Below are 7,170 nucleotides of genomic sequence, written 5' to 3' on the forward strand. Positions count from 1 at the left end.
GGCTCCGTCGGCCGCCGAGCAAGCGAGCTTGCCAGCAACCAAAAAACAACTGTGAGTCTTGCAGTGGCTGGTCTGGGACTAGCTGGCAGTGTTGATGCCGGCCGTTCTGCCTGGCGCGTGACTCGAAAAAACAATTGCCCCTTGAGGGTGCATTCCCCCCGACTTGTCCGCGCTGGGTGGGGCGACCGGCGTTGACCTGTCCCACGACGGTGGCTTGATTAGAAGCTTGCCCAGCCCTTCGGGGTTGTGGCTCATCACAGTATTGCCTCGAAGTGACACCTCCCAGGTCAGTGCCGGTCGCGATGCGGCCAGTCTTGCCCGTTCGAAAGGAAGGAGGGTGGCCGCGTTGACTCTCGTTGCGCAGACCCGCCCATTCGTCATCGGCGTGGACTGCCACGCCCGCACCCACACCTACGCCATCATTGACCCCAGTACCAGGCGACAGGTCGCGTGCGAGCAGTTCCCCACCACCTCGGCAGGGATTTCCCGCGCACTTGCCTGGGTAGGCCGACGGACAGACGGCGATATGGCCTGTCTATGGGCCGTTGAGGGTATCGGCTCCTATGGAGCACGTCTGGCCAGGGCAGTAGCCGACGCCGGCTATGACGTCGCCGAAGCGCCACGGATGAACGCCCGAGGGCGCCGCGGGATCGGCAAATCCGACCCGCTGGACGCCGCAGCCATCGGAACCGCAGTCCTGGCCCTAGAGGAGTCCCAGCTCCGCGCCCCGCGCCGGGATGAAGGAACCCGTGCCGGACTCAGGATCCTAAGCGCAGCCCGGGATCAGCTCACCCGGGAACGAACAATGAATGTCAATGCACTCATGGCCCTGCTCCGGGCACACGATCTGGGAATCGACGCTCGTAAACCATTGGTTCCCGCCCAGATCGCCACGATCACCAGATGGCGGGAACGGCAAGAGCAGATCGAACTATCGATCGCGCGCGAGGAAGCAGTCCGATTGGCGCGCCGCGTTATCGAAGTGACCACCCAGCTGACTGCGAACCAGAAGCGCATGACAGAACTGATCAAGCAAAGCCCCGCAGCGCCGCTATTGGAGATGGCCGGCGCCGGGGCTGTCACAGTCGCCACCGTCCTGACAGCTTGGTCGCATCCAGGAAGGGTTCGCAGCGAAGCTGCCTTCGCCTCACTGGCAGGAGTGAATCCCTTGCCAGCCTCAAGCGGTAACACTGTCCGGCACAGGCTAAACCGGGGCGGTGACAGACGCCTCAACCGAGCCTTGCACACGATCACCATGACCAGGATGGTCCACGACCCCGGAACACGGGACTACGTCACCAAGCGCACCCAAGAAGGCCGCAGCTACCGCGAAATCCGCAGATCTCTCAAGCGCTACATCGCCCGAACGCTCTACCGCCAACTCAACTCCCTTTACGCCACCGCGGATCAAGCCCCGTCCCACGTTGCCAGGGTAGACGGTTCAGGTGGTGCCCGTTAAGGGATCCCTGAACGGACGCCGTGGAGGGGCCGGAGCGGACGACTCTCTAGCTACGGCTAGTCTTTGTCGCAAGCTAGTACTTGGGGGAAGCATGAAAGTTTGGCATCTGGCCGTCGTTTCTTGGATCGTGACTGTCCTCATCGGAGTCTTCGGCATGAACGCTTGGTACACGATCTGGTACTACCAAGAGCCTGTCATTGACTCTGTCGCCGAACCCGATGCCTTCGGAATAGCCGCTGCTTGCGGCCTTGGCGTCCTTGCGCTCAGCGTTCTGCTTAGCGGCGCGCTGAGCATTTTAGCCGTCCGGGTCGATACGCCTAAGAATCTGACCTAGGGCTAGTAGCGCGCCCGTAAACCGATCCTTTACCGGACGCAGGCGCGACGCCCAGCGGGAATAGATGATCCTATGGACAAGTTCGACAGGACCGAGCTAGTTCAGGGCTCGTTCGGTGAGCAGGTTCAGGCTGGATGCCGATGCAGCCAGTTCAATGCTTCCCTTGTTCGTACTCAGAACAATGACGCTTCCTTTCGGGAAAACCGTCCATGGTGCTTTTACCCCGTCGCGCACAAGCCGTGGCTCTGAATAGATTTCGACTGGACCGGCCACGGAACCGGTGAGGCCCGTCTTCGCTTGAAATAGCACTTTGCCTGGCTCTGCCTTCACGTACCCTAAAGCCCATTTTCGCTTGAGCGCTGATCCTTCCTCACGATGCGCGCATTCAAAGAGTCCTTGCTCCGCGTCCAGCGCAATCCGTTTTCTCTTCATCGGCTGTAAGAGCACTTCAACTAGCTGTAGTGCCGCGAAACCTGCCAGAAAGACGGTAGCCAAGGCGGGCCAAAATCCTATCGATTCCTCTAGAGGTGAAAACAGCGACACAAGAATTACGATCAAGAGGTAGCTGGGAACATTGGCGTCTTGCAGCTTCTCAACCCATCCCCTAGGCGCGGGACTCAGGTCTTGTTGTCGCATCCGTGCCCGTCCTTCTTTCGGGTCGTCCAGAAATTGGCCTCCCGCTTTGCCAGCTCGTCGCTGTCGAACCGTGCATCCGGGGAACTTCTCCTGAATTGTCCAAAGCCTAGCCCCACCAGTCAACGTGCCCACGGCATGATGTTCGCCCACTCCTGTTCGGTCAAATGCGGTCCTAGGCATCCACTTAGCATCGTCCGTAAGCCGGTCGATCATCGTGCCGGCGGAGTACGCCGACGCGTACCGCGCAGCTGCTGGCCCAGGCATGTACGTAGGACCCGCACGGTGATATGCACGGTGACGGGGGGATTACTGCAACCATGGTCCTCATGACTGGAATGAAGATCGGCTATGCCCGCGTCTCAACGAACGATCAGGATTTAACCGCTCAACGAAACGCCCTCCTTGCCCTGGGTGTTGAAGAGCAACAGATCTTCGTCGATCACGGACTTACAGGGGCTAACCGTCTTCGCCCTGGACTCCGTGAAGCGATGGCGGCCTGCCGAACCGGCGGTACCCTCGTGGTGACCAAGCTCGACCGGCTGGCCCGCTCCCTTTCCGATGCCCGGGACATTGCCGATGAGCTCACGGCCAAAGGGGTTGTGCTTAGTCTCGGCGGCAACAGTCACGACCCGACCGACCCGGTAGGCCGGCTGCTGTTCAACATCCTGGGAATGGTGGCCGAGTTCGAAGCGGATCTGATCCGGGCGCGCACCCGCGAGGGCATGGCGGTCGCAAAGGCCAAGGGACGGCTGAAAGGCAAGCAACCAAAATTGTCCAAGACGCAGCGGAAGCATCTCCTGACACTGCATGACGCCGGCGAGCACACGCAGGCCGAACTGGCCGAACTGTTCGGAGTGTCACGGACGACGGTGTACCGCGAGCTCCAAAGGCGCATCACGTGAAGACCGATGCGGCGCCCCCTGTTAAGAGTGCCACTTAGGCTGTAAAAAGACCGCGATTCCCTGGACGCCCGCGTCAAGGGACGCACCGCCGAGGACGCCGCGCGTCTCGTTGGCTGGAGCCGCGCAACGTCTACAGTCCGTTCTGCACGCGAGAGCACCACAAAGTAGAGCGGAAACCACGCGCTGCCTGAAGACACTGGTTTCCGGCCCTCGCCCAGCTAGCGCCCAGGTCTACTGCACGGACCTCGCTGCGCTCGGGCTGTAGAAGCGCTTTTTCTGTTTTTGCTGCTGTCCTCCGGATCGTACGTGCCCGCTCCACCGGCTCAACCGTCCTGCGGACGGCTGCGCAGCCGATGCCTTGTGTCGGCGCTTCGCTTATTTCCTCCCACAACCCAACGGCTGCTTGCCCTGCGGGTTGCCCCGGCTCCGTCGGGCACAGCTACGCGCTGCTCCGCCAGCAGGCAAAAACAACCGGGGGAGAGGGAACGCTGGCCGGTCACCAAAGCCGCCCCACCCACCGGATCCTCAGCAAAGGACGAGAGAAACCATGAACGATCGCATTGCACGCGCAGCACTGACCCGACTCTTCGAACCCGGCGACCGTGTCGGTCGGGCCCTCGTGGGCAGGCTCGGCGCGTACGCCGCGTTGAGGCTTGCCACCGGCGCGCAGCCCGTACACACCTTTCCGGAGGCCATGGCGGAAGAACTGTCAGAGGCCCTCAAGCGGTGGGCTCCACGGGTTCCGGAAATCGACCCGGAGAAGGACCTGGTCACCATCGAACGCCTGGGCGGCGGGTTCCTCATCCCCGGAGATGAACACTGGCCGGAAGGCTTGGACGATCTGCCCGACGCCCCGTACGGGCTTTGGTACCGGGGTAACATCGACAACGGCATCCCGGCGCCTTCGAAGTGTGTGGCCCTGACCGGTTCCCGGGACTCGACCAGCTACGGTGCCTCCGTGACAGGGGATATGGCCTACGGGCTGGCGCAACGCGGAATCTGCGTGATCTCGGGGCTGGCCTACGGCATCGATGCGCACGCGCACCGGGCCGCGTTGGCCGGAAGCCAAGGAGAAGGACCGGCAACCCTCGCGGTACTGGCCGGAGGCCTTGACCGGGACTACCCGTCCGGAAACGCTGACCTCGCGGCCGCGATCCGCGGCAACGGCCTGACCCTCTCCGAGCTCCCGCCCGGTTCCGCCCCGACCCGGCACAGGTTCCTGCAGAGAAACCGCATCATCGCAGCCCTCGCAGGCGTGACCTGTGTCGTGGAAGCCCGCTGGCGTTCAGGGGCGCTGAACACCGCCCACCACGCCGAGACCATTGCCCGGCATGTCGCGGCCGTTCCCGGGAGCGTGCACAGCGCCAACTCGGCAGGATGCCACCGGCTGCTGAAGGACGGCGCGGCGGTGCTGGTGTCGGATGCTGCCGAACTGGCCGAACTCCTCGCCGGGTAGTCCCTTTAGGTGGCCGTCCCGTTGCCGGGGCGGTCACCGGTGGCGGTCCGCCGTCGTGGCCGGCTTGGGCGGTGGGTTGGCGGCGGCGGACCGCCATTCGCGCACTCAGTGCCGGGGACCAGGGTGCGCGGCCGACGGAGTCGGGGATGCCGTAAGAAGACTCGGGGTGCTGATGAAGGGTTCGCAGGGCTCACCCAGGAAAGGGCGTCCGCTGGCGCGGTCGGCTGTGGGGTCCAGTGCCGGCTCCGCAGGGCTCCGCCGCCTCTGGCCCTGTTCTGTCTACGACGTTTTGGCTGCTGTCCTGTCGGATTGTACGTGTCCGCTCCGGCCCGTCTAGCCCCTCCTTCGTCGGGGCCTGCGGCGCACGAAATGTCCCTGCGGCGCTCCTTCGTCGCTGATTTCCTCCGGGAATTTCCCGGCCCTTGCCCTGCGGGTAGACAGGCCTCCGTCGGCCACAGCTCGCAAGCTTCGCCAGCAGCCAAAACAACGGGGGGAGAGGGGAGCTGGCCGGTCACCTGAACCGCCCCCGCCCACCGGAATCCTCAGCAAAGGACATCAACCATGAACGCCGCAATCCGCATCTCCAGCCCCGCCGACATCCTCGGGTTCATCCCGCACACGCTCGGGTTCGTGCCGCGGGAATCCTTTGTGTTCCTGACTCTGCGCGAGAACACCCTCGGCGCCACACTGCGCGTCGACGCACCCCTGTTCGGGGATCCTGTCAGTTTCGCACGGACCATGGTGGACTACCTCGCGGTAGACGAACAGGCCACCGCGGTCCTGCTGGCCATCTACACGGACGATTCCCCGGACGCTGGGGCGCAGCGGCCGTTCCACGACCACGTCGAGGCTGTGATTCAGGAACTGGAGACCGCAGGCACCCCGCTGAAAGACGCCTGGCTGGTCACCCCGTCGCACTGGCAGAACCTGCTGTGCGACAGCGACGACGGGTGCTGCCTGCCCGAACCGCTGGAATCCATCACCGACGGGCAACTGAACGCAGAACTGATCTTCCGGGGGAGCAGCTACCAAAAGGAACCCGGCACCACCTACCGGCCGTATACCGGTCCCGCGGACGCCGCCGAGCAGATCCGGGAGGCCTTTCCCGGAGTATTCGCCGGAGAGCTGCAAACCGGCCGGACACTGTGGGCCGATGCCCTGACCCGGGACGGCTGGACCGACCCCACCACGGCGGTGGAGCTGCTGGCATGCTTTCAGCGCCCTGACCTGCGCGACGTGATGTTCTGCAACGTGATTGATCCGGAACGTCCCGACGCGGAGGGGAGCGGAAACCTGCTGATCGGGCAGGGAATCACGCCGGACTGGAACCGGGTCGACCGGGCACAGGAAAAGGCGCGGCTCCTGATCGACGCGGCCCCGGAAGGCTATCGTGCACCGTTGCTGACCCTGATCGGCTGGCTGGCGTACCTCAAAGGCCACTCCTCCGTGGCCGGAGACCATTTCGCCCTCGCGATCGCGGATACACCCGGCTACCGGCTCGCTGAACTGATGGAACAGCTGGTAAACCGGGGAACCATCGCCCCGGTCGCGCAGGACGCAGCCACCGCTTATAAGAGGCACCGCTAGGAACAAACGGGGCCGGACCGGTAACGGTTCGGCCCCCGCGCGGTGGCGGCCTCCCCCGCTGGCGCTCCTCCGGCCGCCGATCAACGCTGACGCGGGCGCAGCACCCACGAGCGAGGCAAAGGACTGCCGCCGGGCTACAGTGAGGAGGCAACGGACCCCACTCACGCCACGGAGCACAACCTTGAGCCACGACTTCATCCTCACGGACGACGACGCCGCACCCGCCGATGCCACCCATGCCCAGGACGTTCTCGAGCTCTCGATGTTGACCATGCCGCAGCCAGGCGCCCCCATCGTTGATATCTCCTGGGAGAAATCCCCGCTGGGCCTGTAAATTTCCGCAGCAATGACGCTGCAGCACTGAGTTTCCTTTTGCTGAGGGAAAAACGGAGGCCGGCCCCAACGGGCCGGCCTCCTCCCTTTTAACCGCTGAAAAGGGCCTCGCTCCGCTCGGGCTGTAGAAGCCTTTTTTCTGTTTTGGCTGCTGTCCTGACGGATTGTACGTGTCCGCTCCGGCCCGTCTAGCCCCTCCTTCGTCGGGGCCTGCGGCGCACGAAATGTCCCTGCGGCGCTCCTTCGTCGCTGATTTCCTCCGGGAATTTCCCGGCCCTTGCCCTTTTGGGTAGACAGGCCTCCGTCGGCCACAGCTCCGCAAGCTTCGCCAGCAGCCAAAACAACGGGGGGAGAGGGGACGCTGGCCGGTCACCACGAGCCGCCCCCCTCACCGGCGAAACTTCTTGGTCCGCGCCCGCACCCGTCTCCAGCCGCCGCTTGACAGACATAGAAGCGTCGGGGG

General features: G+C 64.0%; 7 protein-coding genes and 1 pseudogene. 7 read left to right on the plus strand and 1 reads right to left on the minus strand.

What is annotated here, in order from left to right; translation table 11 throughout:
• Window positions 1-346: 346 nt before the first annotated feature.
• Both AC1DKQ_RS22205 and AC1DKQ_RS22210 read left to right on the plus strand, forming a co-directional pair.
• Complete coding sequence (locus AC1DKQ_RS22205) at window positions 347-1,459, plus strand: IS110 family RNA-guided transposase (protein ID WP_476884093.1); 1,113 nt, start codon at window positions 347-349, stop codon at window positions 1,457-1,459.
• 91 nt (window positions 1,460-1,550) lie between these two features.
• Complete coding sequence (locus tag AC1DKQ_RS22210; RefSeq protein ID WP_476884092.1) at window positions 1,551-1,793, plus strand: hypothetical protein; 243 nt, start codon at window positions 1,551-1,553, stop codon at window positions 1,791-1,793.
• Between the two features lie 96 nt (window positions 1,794-1,889).
• Here the strand turns inward: AC1DKQ_RS22210 and AC1DKQ_RS22215 are convergent, their stop codons facing one another.
• A complete protein-coding gene (locus tag AC1DKQ_RS22215) occupies window positions 1,890-2,429 on the minus strand; it encodes a hypothetical protein (protein ID WP_476884037.1) in 540 nt (179 codons plus the stop codon).
• 326 nt (window positions 2,430-2,755) lie between these two features.
• On the opposite strand from AC1DKQ_RS22215, the gene AC1DKQ_RS22220 reads away from it, so the two are divergent.
• The 5 genes and pseudogenes from AC1DKQ_RS22220 (at window position 2,756) to AC1DKQ_RS22240 (ending at window position 6,708) form a co-directional block, all read left to right on the plus strand.
• Window positions 2,756-3,331: a recombinase family protein gene (locus AC1DKQ_RS22220; RefSeq protein ID WP_476884038.1), complete on the plus strand. Its 576-nt coding sequence runs from the start codon at window positions 2,756-2,758 to the stop codon at window positions 3,329-3,331.
• Between the two features lie 63 nt (window positions 3,332-3,394).
• Window positions 3,395-3,499 (plus strand): annotated as a pseudogene (locus tag AC1DKQ_RS22225) (recombinase family protein); the annotation flags it as partial.
• A 379-nt stretch (window positions 3,500-3,878) separates the two neighbouring features.
• Window positions 3,879-4,787 (plus strand): DNA-processing protein DprA, encoded by a 909-nt coding sequence (gene dprA, locus AC1DKQ_RS22230; RefSeq protein WP_476884039.1) that lies wholly within the window; start codon window positions 3,879-3,881, stop codon window positions 4,785-4,787.
• 561 nt (window positions 4,788-5,348) lie between these two features.
• Window positions 5,349-6,374 (plus strand): DUF4192 domain-containing protein, encoded by a 1,026-nt coding sequence (locus AC1DKQ_RS22235; RefSeq protein ID WP_476884040.1) that lies wholly within the window; start codon window positions 5,349-5,351, stop codon window positions 6,372-6,374.
• Window positions 6,375-6,555: 181 nt separating this feature from the next.
• Window positions 6,556-6,708: a hypothetical protein gene (locus tag AC1DKQ_RS22240; protein ID WP_476884041.1), complete on the plus strand. Its 153-nt coding sequence runs from the start codon at window positions 6,556-6,558 to the stop codon at window positions 6,706-6,708.
• The last annotated feature ends 462 nt before the right edge of the window (window positions 6,709-7,170 follow it).

This window comes from Arthrobacter sp. 05L421, assembly GCF_056397785.1.

What these genes read in the sequence shown, in the direction of transcription:
- AC1DKQ_RS22235 (WP_476884040.1), top strand. Translation starts at nt 5,349, where the DNA reads ATGAACGCCGCAATCCGCATCTCCAGCCCCGCCGACATCCTCGGGTTC.
- dprA (WP_476884039.1), top strand. Translation starts at nt 3,879, where the DNA reads ATGAACGATCGCATTGCACGCGCAGCACTGACCCGACTCTTCGAACCC.
- AC1DKQ_RS22210 (WP_476884092.1), top strand. Translation starts at nt 1,551, where the DNA reads ATGAAAGTTTGGCATCTGGCCGTCGTTTCTTGGATCGTGACTGTCCTC.
- AC1DKQ_RS22215 (WP_476884037.1), bottom strand. Translation starts at nt 2,429, where the DNA reads ATGCGACAACAAGACCTGAGTCCCGCGCCTAGGGGATGGGTTGAGAAG.
- AC1DKQ_RS22220 (WP_476884038.1), top strand. Translation starts at nt 2,756, where the DNA reads ATGACTGGAATGAAGATCGGCTATGCCCGCGTCTCAACGAACGATCAG.